This window comes from Metabacillus fastidiosus NBRC 101226, from assembly GCF_001591625.1.
Classification (GTDB): Bacteria; Bacillota; Bacilli; order Bacillales; family Bacillaceae; genus Metabacillus; species Metabacillus fastidiosus.
Genome location: NZ_BCVG01000076.1, coordinates 1 through 18550, shown reverse-complemented (window position 1 = coordinate 18550; position 18550 = coordinate 1). Strand labels below are relative to the sequence as shown.

Genomic DNA, 18550 nt, shown 5'->3' with positions numbered 1-18550 from the left:
GCAGTTGATCTCCCACTTAATTTCTTCGAATTCACAGAACATTGAAATGGAAGTCTTGCTGCCCGTTAAGGCTAGGATAAAAACAAAAAAACGCTACAACCGATTATCTGGCTGTAACGTCCTTTAAATAAAAAGGGGCCTTTACCAAATATCCGGTAAAGGTCTCGCAAACGGTATACACCGCCAACAAAGCCGGGGATATAATCCCGTAATGACGACTTTGCTGAAAAGCTACTCCCCTTTAATAGTCTTTGTATGTTTATATGTGTATTATAATGGATTTATAAAGTTTGAGTCAAATCTTTTCCTATAATAATAGTATGGATAATAGTGTTTATCCTATTAGATTATAGTTAAACTATCCTCAATTTCTATATGCGGACAACGTTTCTTTAATTCATTAATAAAGTTCTGCTTTTCCCTCGGAGAAATTTTTACACTTCCAAATTTCCCAGTTTTATAAAAGATTTCTATTGCTTCTTTGGAAGATAAAAGACGATACCCCGTAAAAATATCGTTCGTTTTCTTTACCTTCGTTATATCTTCATACATAATCTTACTTCGGAAAGGTCCTGCCTTTACAAAAAGATAGCGGTCATAAAAAATATAGCAAATAAAAAATGTTGTCCATATAATTAAGCCGACGGTAATGAATAAAATTGAAAAAACAACAATCAGATCCACTATATTTGTATTCCTATTATAAAAATCAACTAAAAAAGGGACCAATAATAAGGGAACAATCATTAAAATAGCTACAGAAATAATGGAAAGAAATATTTTATCAATTTTAGAATAAAAGATCATTTATTTTTGTACACTTTGAGGATGATCATCTCTTACCATATCTAAATCTGCTGCTGCCGCATTTGCCTCAAGCTGTTCCACTGTTTTACAACCCGGGATAACAGACGTAACCGCAGGATGCTGCAAACTCCAGCCAAGTGCCCACTGCGCCATATTTACACCTTCCGGCACTTCCGTTTTTCTAATTTCTTCAACGAGTCTTAGCTTCTCTGCCACTTCGTCCTTATCATGCTTGCGTCGTACATCTCTCTCTCCAAATGTTGCACCTGGCTTATATTTCCCACTTAAATACCCGCTCGCCAGCGGTACACGTGCAAGCACACCGAGATTTTGTCTTTCACAAGATGGAAAAACTTTTTCCTCTGGCGTTTTATCAATTCTGTTATAAATCACTTGAATAACACTTGCATTTACATCCGTTGCCTTTTCCACTTGTACATGTGTTTCTTCATTATAGGAAAGAGAAATACCTAAATGACGGATCTTTCCTGCTTTCACTTGCTTATTCAGTGCCGTCCATAAGTCATCATTATTAAATACTTCATTATTACCTGAATGGAATTGATAAAGATCTACATAATCTGTCTTTAATGCCTTAAGTGAATTATCTAATTGCTGTAAAACAGATTCTGTGGACCATGAAGGGAAGCGGTCAAATTTTTCATTATCAAAATAATGACCAAATTTCGTTGCGATAATCCAGTCTTCTCTGCGATCATTTTGTATATAATTACCGATGAGTTTTTCAGCAACATGCACGCCGTAGCATTCTGCTGTATCAATAAAGTTAATCCCCAGCTCTTTTGAACGGGAAATAATGGAATCAACTTCCTGCTGTGTAAAATCTCTTCCCCATTCCCCGCCAAATTGCCAAGTTCCTAAACCGATAACAGACACATCTAAATCTGTTTTTCCAAGCTTTCTATACTTCATTTAAAAGTCCTCCTTATTATGTATTCTAAAATAAAGTATAAACAGTTCTGTTCCTATCTTTCAAGAAATTGGATTAATGATTTTCGTTGTATCAAGAAAGATTTTAGACATGTTTTTCGCTTTAAATGGGTAAATAAAGGAATAAGATATCCATATGTTATAATGGTTTCAGCATATAATAGGAAAGGAGTATATTTGAGATGAAATTAACAGGCTATATAGGGACATATACAAAAGGTGACAGCAAAGGAATTTACAGCTTTACATTAGATACTGAAAAGAAGACATTAGGTGATGTAAAAGTTGCCGCAGAGCTTGAGAATCCTACATATGTAACAATTAGTGAAAATAATGAAAATCTTTATGCTGTCGTAAGAGAAGGAGATTCAGGCGGTATTGCATCCTATTCAATTAAAGACGGACTGCTTGAAAGAATAAACTCACAAGTAAGGGACGGTGCTCCGCCTTGTCATGTTAGTGTTGATAAGAAAAACACTAATGTATTATCAGCTAGTTATCATCACGGAACGATAGAGAGTTATTTATTAGAAGCTGGGACTATTCAACCTCCTGTCTCAACAATTCCATTTAAAGGCTCAGGGCCGAATAAAGATCGTCAGGACAATGCCCACACTCATTTTTCAGGTTTCACACCTGATGGAAAATACGCCGTTGCTGTTGATTTAGGATGTGATAAAGTCGCAACATTTCATGTAAACAACGGTGTACTAACGGAAGCATGCACCGTATTAGTAAAAGCCGGAAGCGGACCAAGACACATTACTTTTCATCCGAATGGGAAGTATGCCTACGTTATGACCGAGCTTAGCAACGAAGTCATTACTCTTAGCTATAATCCTGAAAACGGGATACTTACCGAATTACAATATATAAGTACGATTCCAAATGATTTTACAGAAAATAATCAAGGAAGCGCTATTCATATTTCCTCTGACGGACGTTTCATTTATGCAGGAAATCGCGGTCACAACAGTATTGCTATATTCCGTGTGAATGAAGGAAATGGCGAGCTTACATTTGTTGAACATACGTCAACAGAAGGAGATTGGCCACGGGACTTTGTTTTAGATCCGACGGAGAAATTCCTGATTGCTACAAACCAGGAAAGCAGTAATGTCGTTCTTTATGAGCGGGATATCAAAAGTGGGAAACTGACACTTCTGCAATCAGATGTGACTGTTCCTGACCCAGTATGTGTGAAATTTTTAAATAAAGCGTCCCATTAATAGGGACGCTTTATTTCTTTTATTTAAATTCAATGCGAAGCAAGCAGACAGTGTCGTAATCTTTATTTTTCCTTTTTCACATAGAAAATTCGTGAACCGACGACTCCAATAATACCAAGTCCGATGAAAAGAATCGCTCGGATAAAAATAGAAGTAGCTATTAAATCAATCAAAATAAGCTTTGCTAATGTGACGAATAATAAAATGAGCCCAAACACTCTTAATATTTTATTTTCCTTTGTTACTCCCAGCATAATAGCGGCCAATGCATAGACTGCCCATGAGAAAGAAACTGTCATATATTGAATGTTCAGTGAGAGATCAGTGGTCAGTACCCCAACGAATAATGAAACAAAGATCAGAAAAACAATCAGGAATGTGATAAAAATGGTTTTTCTGAGTGTTTCTTTGTCACTTTCTTTCAACTGCTCTGCCAATGAAAGTAATTTCGTAAGCACCCATAGGGAAATTAATAATATGAGCCAATTAATAAATTCAATTGAAAAAATAGAATGAAACATTCCGCCAAATGTAAGAAGTGCACTTATTGTATAAATAACGATACCTATAATAAAACTGAACTTTGTCTTCGCCTTCATTGCTAAATAAGCAGTAATTAAGCCCTGAATCATTAATAACCCTTGAATATTTTCAGTATCGAATTTACTTAATAAGAAAATAACTAATGCAACAGTGGAAATCGATAAAGCTGCTGTGAGACGTTCCTGGTTCTTTTTCCAAAAGTAAACAGATAAATACGAATAAAGTAAGAAAGAAAATAAAACGATTAATTCATATTGATTCTCTTGAAAAGTAGAGCCTATCCAGCAAACAGTTAAGATAAAGCTCGTAAATAAGACTGTCATCTGAACCTTTATAAAGGAATGCTCTTTAAAGAATGTAACGAGTAATAGTATATGCTGAATAATAACAGCAAGCCCAAATATCCTTATATCTCCTGCTCCGCTTAAGAAGGATCCGGCAAGCAGTGTGATATGAAGTAAAGCAAATGTTACTGTATACAAGTATACAAACTTTCTCTTCCATGCAAATAGAAGCATGATACAATAAAAAATAGTTTCAAAGATGACAAAATTGACGATATTCGGATCACGGTTTTCCAATAGGAAAGGGATTAAATAACCGCCGATACTCGTGAGAATGGCAAGCGGTTCAGATTTATAACGATAAGCAAAATAAATACCTAAGCCAATCCAAAGAACGTTCAATATAAATGCAATAATGCCTGGAATCATGCCGTATAAAATATGCATTGCAAATGTGTCAATAAATAGAAGAATAACACTGCCTCCAAGCAATACTTGACCTAATGCATTCCTGCTTTTAGCAATCTGATTGTGTCCGAGAAAGATTAAAACAACAGCAGCAATAAATCCAAAAGCAATTTTTAATGGTGGCTGCATTAAGCCATAATCAGATGCTGCTTTAAATGCCCAAATAATACCTAATAAAAGAACAAAAATGAAAATTCTCGGCAGCCAAACTTGACCAATCCTCTTCTCCCAGTCAACTGGCTGCGGTTCTTTAATCGGGGTTGACAGTAATAACTGATTTTCTTCTTTGGCTTTAACTTCTTCTACATTAGCCTGTTTCGAAGGTGTTTCCCTTTTCAGTTCTAAAATAATTGATTTTAGTTCATATGCTTCTTTTCTCAGTTCATCAACCCGTTTTTCAAGCTCTTCGATCCTATCCCTTTTCTCCTCCATATTCTCCCTCCTTATTTTCCCATAGTATGTGTGTCTCCTATCTATTATACTGGCAGAAAAAGAAGGAAAAGGAAAGATCAACTATTTTCGGACTAATTCATTCATAGACTGTTCTAATTTTTTGAAGTATGATTTTGCAATCAGCCATGAAACAAAGTAGATGATAATGAAAATAAGCAAACTGCATATAAGCGGGATAATTTTAATAAGGGAGTAACATACCTGAATTAGAGGATAAAAGGAAAAGGCATTACCGATTAACAGTAATACCTTGTATTAAAGCTAAATCCGAATAGATAATAATAAGCATAATCTGGCTCACAAAGAAAAAGCTTTATCAGAACCTACCTTCATTCCTCTTCACATTCACAATTCTCATTGTTTTCTAATGGAAGCAAATGTTTTTTCTTTTTATTAAGAACACGCATAATTCCCCACATTCCCTGTTCAATATCCCAGCGGATATTGCCTGATCTGTACATATAATCACCTGGGAAATTATAAAAACTGCCTGCTCCGTAAAGAAGCGGTAAATTAACCGTATGTCCTGTCACAATCTCCCCTTCTATTGATTTAATGGATGATGCAATATCCCGGCTATCCATTTTCCAGTAATGCCCATGTAAATGAAAACCGTGTGCCCTTCTTCGTTCTGACGGGTTGACAAGCCTAATCGTCACCGGGTCCCCTGGGTATGCTTCAAATAAAGGTGTAGACGGGTCGCCAAACACTTTCGAACTAAATAAGTCCTTTAATACAGGATGTTTTCTCAAACGATTAATTAATCGTTCCGTGCGGTAATTAAATCCGCGTGAACCGTTATCATACGTATCGACGAGATCTACTGCTTCTTCCTCACTTACTCCACCTAACACACCATCAATCGGATCAATAATGACATTGCAGTCTTCATCCACTAAACGGGCACCATCATACATAACAAGAACAAATTCCCTTGTTTCCGGAAGGAATGGATTTTTCAAAACGACATTATCTCCAATAATAACAGGCTTTCTCGTTTTCGGATCTAAATATTCAGTCCCTTTCGGTTCAGCGATAAACGCCCCAAATGTGCCTAGTGACCGGTGATTACGAATATCTGCCATATCCCACATGCCGCATACTCCTAAAGGAAGGTCCACATACCACCGATACGTAATTGTTTCTCCAGGTCCAACTGTCTGATCAGGATTAAAACCAACCGTTTCTCCTGATGATGATTTCACATCATATTCTATTAATTGCGGATGGAGAGAAATTCTTAATGACGGAGGATAACATGCCTGCTCTTTTACCGGCGGATATGGCCAAATGCCGTCCGGAAATGGAAAGTTACCGCATTCTAGAAAGCTCGTTAACTTTATTTCAACGACATCTCCCTGATTCGCCCGGATAATAAGCGGTTTAGGATTTTTCTTTCCACATAAAATATCATCCATATCCTCTCTAAGTGCAAAAACAATTCCAAATGGATCTGTTTCACACCATTTGCTGTAAACGATCGGTGTATGGAAAGCAACGATATCAAACTTTTTCACCGGCGCATTAGACGGTGCTGGCACATCTACAATTTTTGCTTTTGCAGGCGGCTCTCCCGTACATTTCGGCAACGGTTTTGTTCTTTTTTGGGGACACTCTCTATCAGGAAGCGGAATGAGGCAATCAACCTCCTGATCAAATGCACGAATAAGCCCCCATAATCCGTTCCAAAGATCCTCCTCTGTTTCAAATGTCCATAAATAATCACCCGAACGCGGCACTTCCATCTCAAATGTAAATGATTCAGAAATACCGATATGCTGCTGTGATTTGAAGTGTGAATCCATATCAGCCCGTTCAAACCGCCAGCGAAGACCATGAATATTAAAACTATGTGATTCTTCATGTGCTCCCTGTAGAAGTCTTATTCGAATCGGATCACCTTCATAACATTGTAAAATCGGTGTAATTGGATCACCTTTAACGAAAGAACTAAAGGAGTATGCAGGATCACAATCTTCTCCTAGACGGAACTGGAGCGGTTCATTTTTATAATTAACACCGAATAATCCTGGATCATCTTGAGAGCCCGGGAATGGCGGCGGATTCAATGGACGGCCGTCTTTATCAAATAAAAGGGTAAAATCCTGCACTAATAAAGCAAAATCCCTATAATCAGGTATTAATGGATGGACAGCCGTTATTTGTGTTCCACGATTTACTTCTTCTCCTGTTTTTGAATCAAAAATTTCTGTAAAACGCGCATGAACAACACCTGAGCCAAACACGCCATGTTGCTGGTGATAATTTGGAAAAAGATGATCATGGAAAAACCATGCTTTTAATTCGACATCAGCAAAATATTCATAACGGATCGTTTCCCCGGGAAGAACGCTTGAATCATAATTCCATCCTACATTCGCACCATCACAAACTAATACATCAAACTTTACAAAATGAATATGGAACCCATTTTCATATGTTCTCGTTACAAGCTGAAACGCATCACCTGGAGCTACTTCTTTCAGACGATTCGTATAATTAATTCTTATACAAGTATCAGCATTCATGTGAATAACGAGCGGCTCAGGCTCCTTTCTACCTGAAAGGACATCTTCCAAGTCTTCATCAAGTACATACATTCTTCCTTTTGGGTCATGCCAGCCTTCTCTGTTGTAAACAATCGGAAGTTCAATTAAAGAAATATTAAATTCCACCACGGCTGGGTTATCAGCAACACTGCAAGGATCAGCAAAAACAGCACCAGGTCTTGCATTTGGAACAGCAGCATTCCTTTCAAGTTCTGTCAGGTCTCGGCCTCCGACGATACCAAGCGGCGGCCGGGGCGCTTTGCAGCCCACTTTTCCTGGTATAAAATTTGGGAACCCTGGACATTCTTTCGTGGGCCTCGGTGGACATGGTCTATCCGGCAAAGGCTGGAGAGCTTCGATCGGAACACCGTTCGGATAGCATTGGCTCCCATCCTGAAGTGTATCAAATATCCTGTTCATCCCCCACATACCGACACCAAAATGCGGATAGAGGTGACAATGGATAATTGCGTCGCCAATTGCTCCCTGTAAAGAGCCAAGACCATAAAGAGCCTCAACCGTATACCATGCTTGCGGGCTGATCGCTTTAGCATCGATAAGATCTGACTCAAGATCATTTGGATCTAAAAGCCATTGATGAACATGATAATGAAATACATGTGTTTCTTTCACACCGCCATGAACGAGTCTGATTTTTACAGGATCCCCCCGATAACCCCGTAAAATTGGTGTTGCAGGATCACCAAAGACCCACGAATCATGATGAACCTCTTCTCCTGAACAATCAGGACAAACGACCCTTTCTTCAATTAACCGAAGGCGATTTTCTACTGGTTCGTAGCGGTAATTAACTGCATGTGTCGATTCTCTTTCCTGGTTTGTTTCTGGATTAAGCGGCCTATTTCCTGTCACATCTACAGTCGGCATTTCATCATGGAACATCCATGCATACTCACGAAATGACGGTAGAAAAGGATGGTGAATATCAGCATATTGTCCGCTATCTATAGGTCCGCCCGTTACGGGATCTGTCCACCATGAACCTCGTTTTTGGACGAACAAAGCACCGAATAAACCATTCACATTCGTTCCTTCATCACTGCTATCAGGATCACCTAAATCAGAAAACATATATACTCCATCATGATTCACTTGCAAGCGATAAAGAATTTTTTCATTCGGCTCTGCAAGTGTATTCGGATTAAAACCGACATTTGCCCCGTCTGATCTCAACACATTATAATCAGCTTCTTGAAAATGCATCCCAGTTGCAATATGCAACTGGTTTTCAAATAATACTTCAACCGTATCGCCCTCATTAGCACGAATAAAAAGAGGCTGGACTAAATCAACAGGTGTAAACGGATTTTTTCTGACAGCTTCTTTTACTTTCTCTTCATTTTCTTTTAGCACATACATCCTCCCATGAGGATTGTAATCACCGAAATTATTTAGCACGATGCGGATCGGAATGGCAACGACATGAAAAAATCTTTTCACATGTTCCACCTTCCTTTTTATTAATCAATTCTTAATTCCGGAATACGGGGCTTTCCTATTTGTTCAATATAAAAAACCTCTATTTGATCGATATGAAGAAACCATTGTCGGTTTTCTAATTCCGAAATCGTTGTTGTTTCCACATCTATAACGACATAGTCTTCTACTACTTCTTGAATAATTCCAATAAAAACAAATGGATAAGATGGTGTTAAGACAAATATTTTCGCTCCTACACCTTGTTTAAACTCCTGTATTAGTGCTTCATCATGAATATTATTAATAGTCGGAAAATTTATATTCAAATCCAAAAGATGTTCCCCCTTTACGTTAATGGAATCCGATCGTCACAATTAAAACCTGGTGTAAATTGGGCAATTTTTTCTAATGGAATACTTAAAGGCGTCGGAAAATTAAAAAATGGAGCATTAACAAGCTTAATTTGAACTGGAAATAAGGTTAGGCTCCCTGGATTGACTTCAAATACTGTTCCGCAAAATATTGGCCGAAACGTCTGACCGAATAAACTTAGCTGATCAGACTCTGTAATGACTAAAATTTCTGTTCCTTGCAATCCTTCTAATTCTGTTCGGAGAAGATCGTCAAGATCGTCAAGATCGTCAATTTCCTCAATCTCTTCACAATCTCTGTCTCTATTTTTCATCATTTTTATCCCCTTTCGCAAAATATTTTCCTATATTGGGAAGTAAGCTCAGAAAACGAATAGTCGTAATATACTGAACATTCGCTAGATCAACTTCCACCTTCTTTCCAAAATAGTTCAATGTACATTTATTTTTAATGCTGGAAGCAATTTTCCCGACTATTTTCTCCTTTTCATTAAGATGGATTTCTACCCATGTTTCTTTCCATACATGTAAATTTGTATTTAATGTTTCTTCAAAGAACTGCTGTTTTAATACATCTCTTTTAGCAACTGTTTCACCAAAGTTATAAAGAAGTTTATCGCGAAGATTATTATCATAGAATAAGTGCTGATGGGTGTTAGAGTATGTTGGAATGCCGTGTGGAATATTCGCTGACTCCACCACTGAATATGGAATCCAAATTCTTTTATTCAAATTTGTAAGCATCACAAAATCGCGGCCAATCGTACTAACCTTCCCCACTGTATGAATGCACTCTTTGCCGCATTTTGAATACACTTCTACTTCATCATTCCGCTTCGATTTAAAAAACTTTCTCAGCATTAATATCTTCCCACGTTTTTCATCACTCTTTGCAATATGAAAGATATTTGCACGATGCATATAATCTGTAAAAAGCCTCGTTTCCTCTGTCGTCGTCTCTGTTGTCGGCGAAGTAAGCCCCTCTCCTTTTTTACGATTCAGTTCATTTATATGATCCTCTTTTATTACTTCCTTTTTACGATTTTCTAATAAGATTTTCATGTATTCATTCAAATGAATCTTTTTCCCCTTCTGTTCTTCCAATCCCGCACCTCCTCCAGCAGTCAAACTTTTAAAGAGTAATATAATAAACTGCCTGTCATGATTACGAGAATTGTTCCAAAAACAGTAAAAATCAACATATTATCCTGAAGACTGTTCAAAGAGGCGGAAGGAAGCCCGCACAAAGATGGATTTAAAATAACAATCCCAAGCATCATCCCCATTATTCCACCGATAATTCCATGAAAAAGGCCTGATAATAATGATTGATATTTCATAAGTGAACCGAACTTCTTACCGATGAATGCTCCAATTCCTAAGGCAAAAAGAACTTGAATAATAAAATAATCAGGGATTAAAAAAACAGTAAGCATCGCTAAATGTAAACTCAAAACTCCGCTTCCGCACATCGCAACAACCATGCCGTAACGATCGGCAAATATCTTTTTTTTCTTCGTTATTAGAAGATAAAGCAATACTCCAACTGTGCCATTCAGCATGAAATTCCCAATAAGAAAAGCTGTCATCTTCACTGCATTCCCCCTTGATTATGTATGTCTCGCAGAAAATGCTAATAAAAAAAGAGAAAAAATGAAAATAATTTCAATAAATAGGAGGAACATCATATTTAAGCTTGCGGCAGCTCCAATCATTGGTGCCATTAAACCGATCATTAATCCATTTATATATCCAGTTAATAGCGTTTGATAGTCAAAAAGTGCTCCAAATATTACACCTATGATAATGCCAATTATTGTCGTTATAATTGTAATGAAGACAAATTCAAATGGAAATTGATAAATAAGAATTACCCCTGTCACAATTGCAACAGTCCCGCTTACCATCAACGAAATATTCATTCCCAAATGAAAGCCGATTAGTTTTCTAATTTTGAATAAATATAAATATAAAAAAAGAACAGCAATTAAATTAAAGAGATGTAAAAAGACAATATTGTCATTTATCAACTGATTTCCACCTCTTTTCGCATCCCCAAAATTTCATGCCGCCTGATCATAAACTACTGTATAACATGTATGATGAATCATACTTGTCCTATTCATGGAACTACAAAATTTATAAAAACAGGTTAAGTGCCCAACCAGAAACAATTTGCCATCCATAAATTAGGTATGTGTACTAAGAATGGAGGTATGAAAATGAAACGTTCAAAACGGCGTATTAGATCTAGAAAAAGAGAAATAGAAAATAAAGAATCTTTAGCCTTCTGTCCTGAATGTGCGCCGGCAGGAATCGAAGAAAATGATTTATTCTGCTCGCCATGTATATGTCCTGAGCAAATTCCACAGCCAAGATTTCCATCACCAACGAGTAATTTCCCCGCTGAAGATTTGGAAAATTTAAAAAGGTGTATTAATAAAGCAAATACGCTGCTTCTCTCTCTTGCACAAGAAGGAGAGATAGATGGAAACGAAATAGACTCTGCCCGTATTCCCATAGTTCAAGCCGGAGAGGCAGCAGAAGGTGAGGTAGAGATAAACGATCGTGCTCTCCAGGTAAGTTTATTTCAATTAATCGGGCAATGTGTAGAAGTAACTATACGCTGCAATGACGAGGAAGAAGTAATGGACGGGATATTTGCTGATTCTGGAAGGGATTTTATTATCTTGGAAAGAAATTATAAAATCCATAAAAATCTATTGCTTATTCCTTTTGAAAAAATAATTAAAATAGAGCATCAACAAGTCAAAGAACCATGTGAACGTAATTTAAGTGATATTGATACTTGTCTTAGAAGAGATATTACTTTCTGCTTTGGAGAAACCGTGTCAAAAAGTCCTTTTCTTCTTAATTTATTTTTCGGACTTAGTTTATCTCTTTTCCTTGAAAGTTATATAGGCCGCTTCGTCTATATAAAAGGGGAAGAAGAAATAAAAGGCTGCCTGCAAGAAATAACGAACAGGTCTGTCATCATTATAGATAATTGTGATAAACGTGGAATAGATTTTGATGAACTTTGTTTTATTGAAATAGAAGACAATAGTAATTAAAAAAGGAATCCAAATTAGGATTCCTTTTTTCTCGTTTAAGATTTAAGTTCAAATAAAACTTCACAGCCCTGATGACGCAACAGGTCAGCATTTAAACTATGTTCTAATCCTGCCAGGCGGAGCTGAACCCGTCTATCACAAAATGCGATGACATTATCCTTGAAGCACGTAATATCTCTGTTACAGCTGCATCGTTCACAATCACAATCACTTCGAAAATCATGCTCCTCATCAAAACAGGAATCAAGACCAGCGAAAAAGTTGGAGTGGCAGTCTTTATGTTTTATCCTTATTTTTTTTATGCGGTCCGTTAATACAGTAGCAACATCCCCATCTTCCTGCAATAAATCAACAAAATCGAATCCAACATTACAAATAATTCCGCAAACGTGATGACAACATTCTTCCACATGCTTATGGGATTTAACTTTTACAGCACGCGGTCCAATATTATCACATGGACATTCCTTCATTTTCCCTCCTCCTTCTCTTCATTAATATATGAAACAGAGAAGGTAGAGGTTCTATTCACGATACAGGTATGAATTTTTTCTATTTGTTCAAACTATATATAGGGAGGTTTGAATATGACGATTTTAATAATAAAATTTATTACCGCTGTAATCGCTTTTGCTGTCGGTCTTGATTTATTTTTCGATGCTACAATTACAGATATTTTATCATTTAGCCTTTTTGTTACAATCGTTTCTTATATAATAGGAGACAAGATCATTTTACCTCGTCTTGGTAATCGGAACGCTGTAGTTGCAGATTTTCTATTCACTTATTTAAGTGTCTGGATTATAGGTAGTGTGCTTTTTGATAATTATTTACAAATTGCCTGGGGCAGCATTATCTCAGCCGTAATTATTGGGGCAGCCGAAGTATTCGTTCACTTATTCTTACAAAGAACAATTCCAAACAAGCCCGAAACGGAAATGCACCGTCAAAGAGAAGGTAATTTCAATCTTGCATATGGAACGGAATTCTCCGAAGAGCAAAATCCATTTCCATTAGATGAGCATAAAAAATAGGTGGAACTCTCCACCTATTTTTTATTTTCAACATATATTCAATCTAACTTGCTTTTTAATCAGTATCTAAAGATAAAAAGCAAGTTGGATAAATTTCAATATTTACATTTCTTCCTCTATTTATTATATTAATCTTCTACAATAACTAAAAATTCTAGATTAGAATGACTATTAGATGATATTTATAGTTTCCCTTTAAAAAGATAGGTTCCTCTATTATTATACACCTTTCGTCAGCTTTCCTTACATCGCAAATTATAATAATTATAAAAAGGTATTGATTTTTTACTGGTAGATGTTATCATAACTAATGTAAGCAAAACCTATTAAAATAATACTTTTAGAGGTGAATTTCTATTATGACTAACAGACTAACAACTAGTTGGGGTGCTCCTGTTGGAGATAACCAAAACTCGATCACTGCTGGTTCACGCGGACCAACATTAATTCAAGACGTACATCTTCTTGAGAAATTAGCACATTTTAATAGAGAACGTGTTCCTGAGCGTGTTGTTCATGCCAAAGGTGCTGGAGCTCATGGTGTTTTCAAAGTAACTAACGACGTTTCAAAATATACGAAAGCAAAACTTTTCAACGGTATCGGAAAAGAAACTCCTATGTTCATCCGTTTCTCTACAGTTGCTGGTGAATTAGGTTCTGCTGATACAGTTCGTGACCCACGTGGTTTCGCTGTTAAATTTTACACTGAAGATGGAAACTATGACATCGTAGGTAACAACACACCTATTTTCTTTATTCGCGATGCTATCAAGTTCCCTGACTTCATCCATACACAAAAACGTCATCCACAAACACATCTGAAAAACCCTAATGCTGTGTGGGATTTCTGGTCATTATCACCTGAATCTTTATACCAAGTAACATACTTAATGGGTGACCGTGGTATTCCTGCAACACTTCGCCATATGCATGGTTATGGAAGCCATACTTTCAAATGGACAAATGCTGAAGGTGAAGCTGTTTTCATTAAATATCACTTCAGAACAAACCAAGGTGTTCAAAACCTTGATCCAGCTGTTGCTGAAAAACTTGCTGGTGAAAACCCAGATTACCATACTGAAGATTTATTCAATGCTATCAAAAATGGCGATTTCCCATCTTGGACTTTACATGTTCAAATCATGCCATTAGAAGATGCAAATACTTACAAAGTTGATCCATTCGATGTAACTAAAACTTGGTCTCAAAAAGACTATCCATTAGTTGAAGTTGGTACAATGACATTAAACCGTAACCCAGAAAACTACTTTGCAGAAGTTGAGCAAGTAACACTTTCTCCTGGTAACTTAGTACCTGGTATTGATCCATCACCAGATAAAATGTTACAAGGTCGTTTATTCGCTTATGCTGATGCACATCGTTACCGTGTGGGTGCTAACCATAATGCATTACCAATTAACCGTCCATTATGCCCAGTAATGAACAACCAACGTGATGGTCAATTACGTTTCGATGGTAATGGTGGTTCTTCTGACGTATACTATGAGCCAAACAGCTTAGGTGGCGCAGTTGAAACTCCAGAAAACAAAATTGTAGAATTCGCTGTAGAAGGCTTTGCTGGCAGCGTTGGATATGCTAGCGATGACCACTACACTCAAGCTGGTGACTTATACCGCTTAATGAGTGAAGAAGAGCGTACTCGTTTAGTTAACACTATCGTTGGTGCTATGAAACCAGTTGAAAAAGACGAAATTAAACTTCGTCAAATCGAGCACTTCTACAAAGCAGATGCAGAATACGGAACTCGTATTGCAGAAGGTCTTGGATTACAAGTACCAGCAGCAGTAAAATAATTAATAGTTTATCTATTTACTATTAATTCTCAAAGTTATTCTCATAGAGAAAGAGGTTTCATACCTCTCTTTTCTTCAGATCGTTAGTCTATAAGACTAGCGATCTTTTTTATACTTCTATACCCTCCTTCTGTTTGTTATAATCCTGTACAATAAAAATTACAATTATTATTATAAATACATAGCTGCAGCTGCTTGTTCTAAAACCGATTCTCTCTCAAAACAGAAATAACCGTAAATCCGTAAATAATAATTACAATTCCCAATAGTTCAATAATTAATCTCATTAATGTTCTTTTCCTCATAATATCTTTCCTTAATTTTTATATAGAAATAGCTTTCATTAGGCTTCAAAATAATCTACATAATTGGACATACTCCAAATGACCAGTTCATACATAAGGTAAGGTGAACAAAACTTAGGAGGTAGTGCAGTGATTCATTCTGATGAGCAATTATATTTCGAAGACAGTGAAAATTTTGAGGATGTAAGACAACAACAATATTATTCTCCTTGCCACCAATATCCTAGACCACCTTACCATCACCATCATCCTTACTATCCATCGTATGGTGGATATTATCCATGGCATGGCGGATACGGACAAATGCCTGGCTATGGACAAACACATGGATATGGCGGCGGCTTTGGACAAATGCCTGGACAAATGCAAGGCGGCGGTTTTGGACAAATGCCCGGACAAATGCAAGGCGGCGGCTTTGGACAGATGCCTGGACAAATGCAAGGTGGCGGTTTTGGACAAATGCCCGGACAAATGCAAGGCGGCGGTTTTGGACAAATGCCCGGACAAATGCAAGGCGGCGGCTTTGGACAAATGCCCGAACAAATGCAAGGTGGCGGTTTCGGACAAATGCCTGGACAAATGCAAGGTGGCGGTTTTGGACAAATGCAAGGTGGCGGTTTTGGACAAATGCCCGGAAGATAATACATTTAGGGCTAGTATTTTAACTAGCCCTCTGCTTTTGCACACACTTTTATTTTTGTAATTCTCCTGTCAGATATCTCTTCAACTTTAAAAATAAATTGTTCAAACTCAATTATTGGATGCTCCTCATTAGCTGGAATATAGCCTAGCTGACCAATAACAAATCCACTTAATGTGTCAAATTCTTCAATCGGTAAATTTATTTTCAATAACTCTTCTATATCATGAAGGTTCGTCGTTCCTGTAATTAAATACGTTTGTTCATCAATCATTTGAATCTCTTCTACAATTTCTTCTTCATCATATTCATCAAAAATATTCCCTACAATTTCTTCAATAATATCCTCAATCGTTATAATTCCATCTGTTCCACCATATTCATCAACAACAATTGCAATATGAACATTATTTTTTTGCATATCTTTGAATAAAATATCAATTGTCTTTGACTCAAGAACAAAATACGGTTCACGAAGCAGATCCCTCAAATTGAATCGATTATCATCACAATTTTCAACAAATTGGATTAAATCCTTGGAATGTAAAATTCCAATAATATCATCTATATTCTCTCCATATACAGGGAATCTTGTATATTTCTCTATATTTACTAGACGCACTGTTTCAATCAAGCTGTGATCAATTGGAATTGCAACGATATTTGTTCGATGTGTCATAATATCAGAAACGGTCTTATTATCAAGCTCAAACACATTGTTAATCATCAGTTTCTCCGTTTCCAGTATAACACCGCTTTCCTTACCAACATCGACCATCATTCGAATTTCTTCCTCTGTTATATTATTTTCGTCTGCATTGGGATCAACACCGAACATCCGAACGATCGCATTCGTTGAAAGTGTTAAAAATTTCACAAATGGAGATGTAATCTTCATTAAAAAGGTAAGCGGAACAACAGCAAACATAGAAATGGCCTCTGCCTTCTGTAAAGCAAGCCTTTTTGGCACTAGTTCTCCTAATACTAATGTGAAGTAAGATAAAATGAGAGTGATTATAATTACTGATATTGTTTCCAATATTTTTTCTGAAACTGGTACACCTATATTATACAATGCACTCGCCAGCTGACCAGCAAAACTGCCTGCGGCAAATGCACTGGCTAAAAATCCGGCAAGTGTAATTCCTATTTGAATCGCAGCTAAGAAACGGCTCGGTTCAGATAAAAGATTCTTTAATAAAATTGCTTTCTTATCACCACTTTCGGCCATCAATTTCACTTTATTATCATTTAAAGAAATCAAGGCTATTTCAGAGGCAGCAAAAAAAGCATTACAAATAATAAGGATGACAAGTAAAATAAGTTCCATTGACAATATACATTCATCTCCTGAAAAAAGAAAAGCATTCTTTTCTATTTTCCATGGAAATGAAGTGAATTATTCATAAAAATTTATCTATGCCTTTTACACACTTGGACTATATAAAAAGAATCGCTTTTTATCCTTTTTAGTCGACTTCTCAATAGATATTGTTAATTTTAAATTATATTTCCAAATTTATCTAAGCTATTTCTCCCCATGAACTCAATCGTTTGTCTCAAGCCTTCCTCATACGGTGTACATGGCAATGGACCAATCCTCCTTTCATATTTCTCACTGCTTAATACGACGGGCTCTTCATTTAAATAAAACATTTCAACAGCTTCCCGCATATCAGCATTAAAAATGCCAATCATTTTAATCATTATTTTTGTTACAGTAGAAACGTTCTTTTCATAATTTATATATTTTCTAATCATATTAATAATTTCTTTTCCAGTAATAACACCATTACCGCGAATATTCCAATTTTCTCCGTAGGCTTCTTCCATCATTGCTAAATTTACTATTGCCTTTGCTCCATCAGGTGTAAAAATATACTCTCTCGCAATTGTCTGATCCCCAACAAAGCGAGCTTTCTTTCCTTTCATAATATCTTGCAGCGTAAAATGGAGGATTGCGTTATTTGCATTTGGTCCATAAAAATCAGGAAAATGACATGTGACTGCTTCTACGTCTGAGTTTTTCACAAGATTTTCAATTTCCAGGCGAATCTTTCCCTTTTTTGTATGCGGATTTTTCTCTGCTTCCTCCGTTATTTTTACTTCAGGATGTCGTCCGTACGCATAAATATTATCAACTATTGCAAGCTTTGCTGATTGTACTTTACATGTCTTAATAATATTTGACATAAATAAAGCTAACTTTCCTTCCCATTGTGAATATGGGATATTTGCCGATTGAAAAACAATATCAACTCCTTTTGCCGCCTGAATTAAATCAGTTTCTTTAAAAATATCTCCAGTTTGAATCGTAACATTTGAATCATCTTGAAAAAGTTTTCCCAATTTTTCCTTCTTTCTCGCAAATGCAACTACCTTAATCCCTCTTCCCGATAACTCCTTTACGATTGAATAACCCATTCCTCCTGATGCACCCAATACTAATGCCTTTCTCATTCATTTCTCCTCCTTTTAACCATTGGTCAATTTAAATATAAATAATGGACAGTAAGACTCGCCCTTTTAAAATAGGGCATCAAACTGTCTATAAATTTTAATTTATCCCAGCCTTAACGGGCAGTAAG

General features: G+C 36.6%; 17 protein-coding genes. 5 read left to right on the top strand and 12 right to left on the bottom strand.

Annotated elements, in window-relative coordinates; genetic code table 11:
• Window positions 1–342 precede the first annotated feature (342 nt).
• Both BFA01S_RS15780 and BFA01S_RS15775 read right to left on the bottom strand, forming a co-directional pair.
• Window positions 343–807 (bottom strand): PH domain-containing protein, encoded by a 465-nt coding sequence (locus BFA01S_RS15780; RefSeq protein ID WP_066232679.1) that lies wholly within the window; start codon window positions 805–807, stop codon window positions 343–345.
• Entirely contained in the window at window positions 808–1740 is a 933-nt protein-coding gene (locus BFA01S_RS15775; RefSeq protein ID WP_066232676.1) for an aldo/keto reductase, read from the bottom strand.
• A gap of 200 nt (window positions 1741–1940) precedes the next feature.
• Between BFA01S_RS15775 and BFA01S_RS15770 the strand changes: the two genes are divergently transcribed.
• Complete coding sequence (locus tag BFA01S_RS15770) at window positions 1941–2987, top strand: lactonase family protein (protein WP_066232673.1); 1047 nt, start codon at window positions 1941–1943, stop codon at window positions 2985–2987.
• Between the two features lie 62 nt (window positions 2988–3049).
• Here the strand turns inward: BFA01S_RS15770 and BFA01S_RS15765 are convergent, their stop codons facing one another.
• The 7 genes from BFA01S_RS15765 to BFA01S_RS15735 form a co-directional block, all read right to left on the bottom strand.
• On the bottom strand, window positions 3050–4714 hold the full coding sequence (locus BFA01S_RS15765) for a DUF2339 domain-containing protein (protein ID WP_066232667.1): 1665 nt from the start codon (window positions 4712–4714) through the stop codon (window positions 3050–3052).
• 350 nt (window positions 4715–5064) lie between these two features.
• Window positions 5065–8745: a multicopper oxidase domain-containing protein gene (locus BFA01S_RS15760; protein ID WP_066232665.1), complete on the bottom strand. Its 3681-nt coding sequence runs from the start codon at window positions 8743–8745 to the stop codon at window positions 5065–5067.
• A gap of 20 nt (window positions 8746–8765) precedes the next feature.
• Window positions 8766–9056 (bottom strand): hypothetical protein, encoded by a 291-nt coding sequence (locus BFA01S_RS15755; protein ID WP_235843044.1) that lies wholly within the window; start codon window positions 9054–9056, stop codon window positions 8766–8768.
• A 14-nt stretch (window positions 9057–9070) separates the two neighbouring features.
• The gene (locus BFA01S_RS15750) at window positions 9071–9409 is read right to left on the bottom strand and encodes a hypothetical protein (protein WP_235843043.1); all 339 of its coding nucleotides are present in this window, start codon (window positions 9407–9409) and stop codon (window positions 9071–9073) included.
• Window positions 9399–10199: a hypothetical protein gene (locus BFA01S_RS15745; RefSeq protein WP_235843042.1), complete on the bottom strand. Its 801-nt coding sequence runs from the start codon at window positions 10197–10199 to the stop codon at window positions 9399–9401. The genes BFA01S_RS15750 and BFA01S_RS15745 overlap by 11 nt, the downstream gene beginning before the upstream one ends.
• Before the next feature lie 20 nt (window positions 10200–10219).
• Window positions 10220–10684 (bottom strand): hypothetical protein, encoded by a 465-nt coding sequence (locus tag BFA01S_RS15740; RefSeq protein WP_066232664.1) that lies wholly within the window; start codon window positions 10682–10684, stop codon window positions 10220–10222.
• A gap of 21 nt (window positions 10685–10705) precedes the next feature.
• Window positions 10706–11125 (bottom strand): hypothetical protein, encoded by a 420-nt coding sequence (locus BFA01S_RS15735; protein WP_066232661.1) that lies wholly within the window; start codon window positions 11123–11125, stop codon window positions 10706–10708.
• A 192-nt stretch (window positions 11126–11317) separates the two neighbouring features.
• Here BFA01S_RS15735 and BFA01S_RS15730 point away from each other — a divergent pair, with 192 nt between their 5' ends.
• The gene (locus BFA01S_RS15730; protein ID WP_066232659.1) at window positions 11318–12169 is read left to right on the top strand and encodes a hypothetical protein; all 852 of its coding nucleotides are present in this window, start codon (window positions 11318–11320) and stop codon (window positions 12167–12169) included.
• Window positions 12170–12204: 35 nt separating this feature from the next.
• On the opposite strand, the gene BFA01S_RS15725 is transcribed toward BFA01S_RS15730, so the two are convergent.
• Window positions 12205–12642: a hypothetical protein gene (locus tag BFA01S_RS15725; protein WP_066232656.1), complete on the bottom strand. Its 438-nt coding sequence runs from the start codon at window positions 12640–12642 to the stop codon at window positions 12205–12207.
• 114 nt (window positions 12643–12756) lie between these two features.
• On the opposite strand from BFA01S_RS15725, the gene BFA01S_RS15720 reads away from it, so the two are divergent.
• The 3 genes from BFA01S_RS15720 to BFA01S_RS23585 all read left to right on the top strand — a co-directional run bounded on the left by BFA01S_RS15720 (window position 12757) and on the right by BFA01S_RS23585 (window position 15964).
• Window positions 12757–13203, top strand: a complete 447-nt coding sequence (locus BFA01S_RS15720; protein WP_082800028.1) for a YndM family protein — start codon at window positions 12757–12759, stop codon at window positions 13201–13203.
• A gap of 356 nt (window positions 13204–13559) precedes the next feature.
• The gene (gene katA / locus BFA01S_RS15715) at window positions 13560–15017 is read left to right on the top strand and encodes a catalase KatA (protein ID WP_066232651.1); all 1458 of its coding nucleotides are present in this window, start codon (window positions 13560–13562) and stop codon (window positions 15015–15017) included.
• Window positions 15018–15451: 434 nt separating this feature from the next.
• Window positions 15452–15964: a hypothetical protein gene (locus BFA01S_RS23585; RefSeq protein WP_066232648.1), complete on the top strand. Its 513-nt coding sequence runs from the start codon at window positions 15452–15454 to the stop codon at window positions 15962–15964.
• 23 nt (window positions 15965–15987) lie between these two features.
• Here BFA01S_RS23585 and BFA01S_RS15705 read toward each other — a convergent pair whose 3' ends face one another.
• A complete protein-coding gene (locus tag BFA01S_RS15705) occupies window positions 15988–17292 on the bottom strand; it encodes a hemolysin family protein (protein WP_066232682.1) in 1305 nt (434 codons plus the stop codon).
• Between the two features lie 170 nt (window positions 17293–17462).
• Window positions 17463–18422, bottom strand: coding sequence for an SDR family NAD(P)-dependent oxidoreductase (locus tag BFA01S_RS15700; protein ID WP_066232647.1), 960 nt, complete (start codon window positions 18420–18422; stop codon window positions 17463–17465).
• Window positions 18423–18550: the final 128 nt, after the last annotated feature.

Excerpts from the sequence above, each read along its gene's own strand:
- BFA01S_RS15750 (WP_235843043.1), bottom strand. The coding sequence starts at position 9,409 with ATGAAAAATAGAGACAGAGATTGTGAAGAGATTGAGGAAATTGACGAT.
- BFA01S_RS15700 (WP_066232647.1), bottom strand. The coding sequence starts at position 18,422 with ATGAGAAAGGCATTAGTATTGGGTGCATCAGGAGGAATGGGTTATTCA.
- BFA01S_RS15780 (WP_066232679.1), bottom strand. The coding sequence starts at position 807 with ATGATCTTTTATTCTAAAATTGATAAAATATTTCTTTCCATTATTTCT.
- BFA01S_RS15725 (WP_066232656.1), bottom strand. The coding sequence starts at position 12,642 with ATGAAGGAATGTCCATGTGATAATATTGGACCGCGTGCTGTAAAAGTT.
- BFA01S_RS15775 (WP_066232676.1), bottom strand. The coding sequence starts at position 1,740 with ATGAAGTATAGAAAGCTTGGAAAAACAGATTTAGATGTGTCTGTTATC.
- BFA01S_RS15740 (WP_066232664.1), bottom strand. The coding sequence starts at position 10,684 with ATGACAGCTTTTCTTATTGGGAATTTCATGCTGAATGGCACAGTTGGA.
- BFA01S_RS15765 (WP_066232667.1), bottom strand. The coding sequence starts at position 4,714 with ATGGAGGAGAAAAGGGATAGGATCGAAGAGCTTGAAAAACGGGTTGAT.
- BFA01S_RS15770 (WP_066232673.1), top strand. The coding sequence starts at position 1,941 with ATGAAATTAACAGGCTATATAGGGACATATACAAAAGGTGACAGCAAA.
- BFA01S_RS15730 (WP_066232659.1), top strand. The coding sequence starts at position 11,318 with ATGAAACGTTCAAAACGGCGTATTAGATCTAGAAAAAGAGAAATAGAA.
- BFA01S_RS15705 (WP_066232682.1), bottom strand. The coding sequence starts at position 17,292 with ATGGAACTTATTTTACTTGTCATCCTTATTATTTGTAATGCTTTTTTT.
- BFA01S_RS15720 (WP_082800028.1), top strand. The coding sequence starts at position 12,757 with ATGACGATTTTAATAATAAAATTTATTACCGCTGTAATCGCTTTTGCT.